The organism is Rhodococcus sp. R1101 (assembly GCF_000278445.1).
In the GTDB taxonomy this organism is placed as follows: Bacteria; Actinomycetota; Actinomycetes; order Mycobacteriales; family Mycobacteriaceae; genus Rhodococcus; species Rhodococcus gordoniae.
Genome location: NZ_AJVB01000899.1, coordinates 1 through 639 on the forward strand (window position 1 = coordinate 1; position 639 = coordinate 639).

General features: G+C 65.9%; 1 protein-coding gene. It reads right to left on the bottom strand.

Annotation, left to right across the window (positions count from 1 at the left end):
* Nucleotides 1–639: malate:quinone oxidoreductase (locus R1101_RS0125085; protein WP_016935842.1), on the bottom strand; the 639-nt coding region annotated here is incomplete at both ends.

The window sequence follows — 639 nt, forward strand, 5'->3', positions numbered from 1 at the left end:
CTCGATCAGTGCCGTCGGGGCGATCGAGGCGCCGGGTGATGCGCCGAGCAGACCGGCGATGCTGCCGTCCGCGCTCGTCACGACCTCGGTACCGAAAGTCAGGACACCGATCCTGCGGCGATCGGGCTTGACCAGCTGGGCCCGTTGCCCCGCGTCGATCAACTCCCACTCGGAATCCCGCACCTCAGGGCAGAATCGCTGCAGCTGCCGAAACTTCCTTGTGCGGGACGCAAGCAGTTGGCCGATGAGATAGCGCACCAGCGGCAGATTCTGTATCCCCACCGCCAGCAATGGAGCGAGATTGTGGGGGCGCAGAGTGGTGAACAGATCGGTGAGCCGGCCGTGCTTGAGCAACCGTGTGCTGAACGTGGCGTACGGACCGAACATGAGCCATTCCCGCCCGTCGACGATCCGTTTGTCGAGATGCGGCACCGACATCGGCGGGGCGTCCACGTCGGCCTGGCTGTAGACCTTCGCTGCGTGCCGCGACACCACATCCGGATCGGCGGTGCGCAGGAACTGCGCCCCTATGGGAAAGACCGCGAAGCCTCGCACCTCCGGGATCCGGGCCTTCTGCAGCAGTTTCAGGGCATACCCACCGGCGCCGACGAACACGAACCGGGACCGGACCGAGAACCG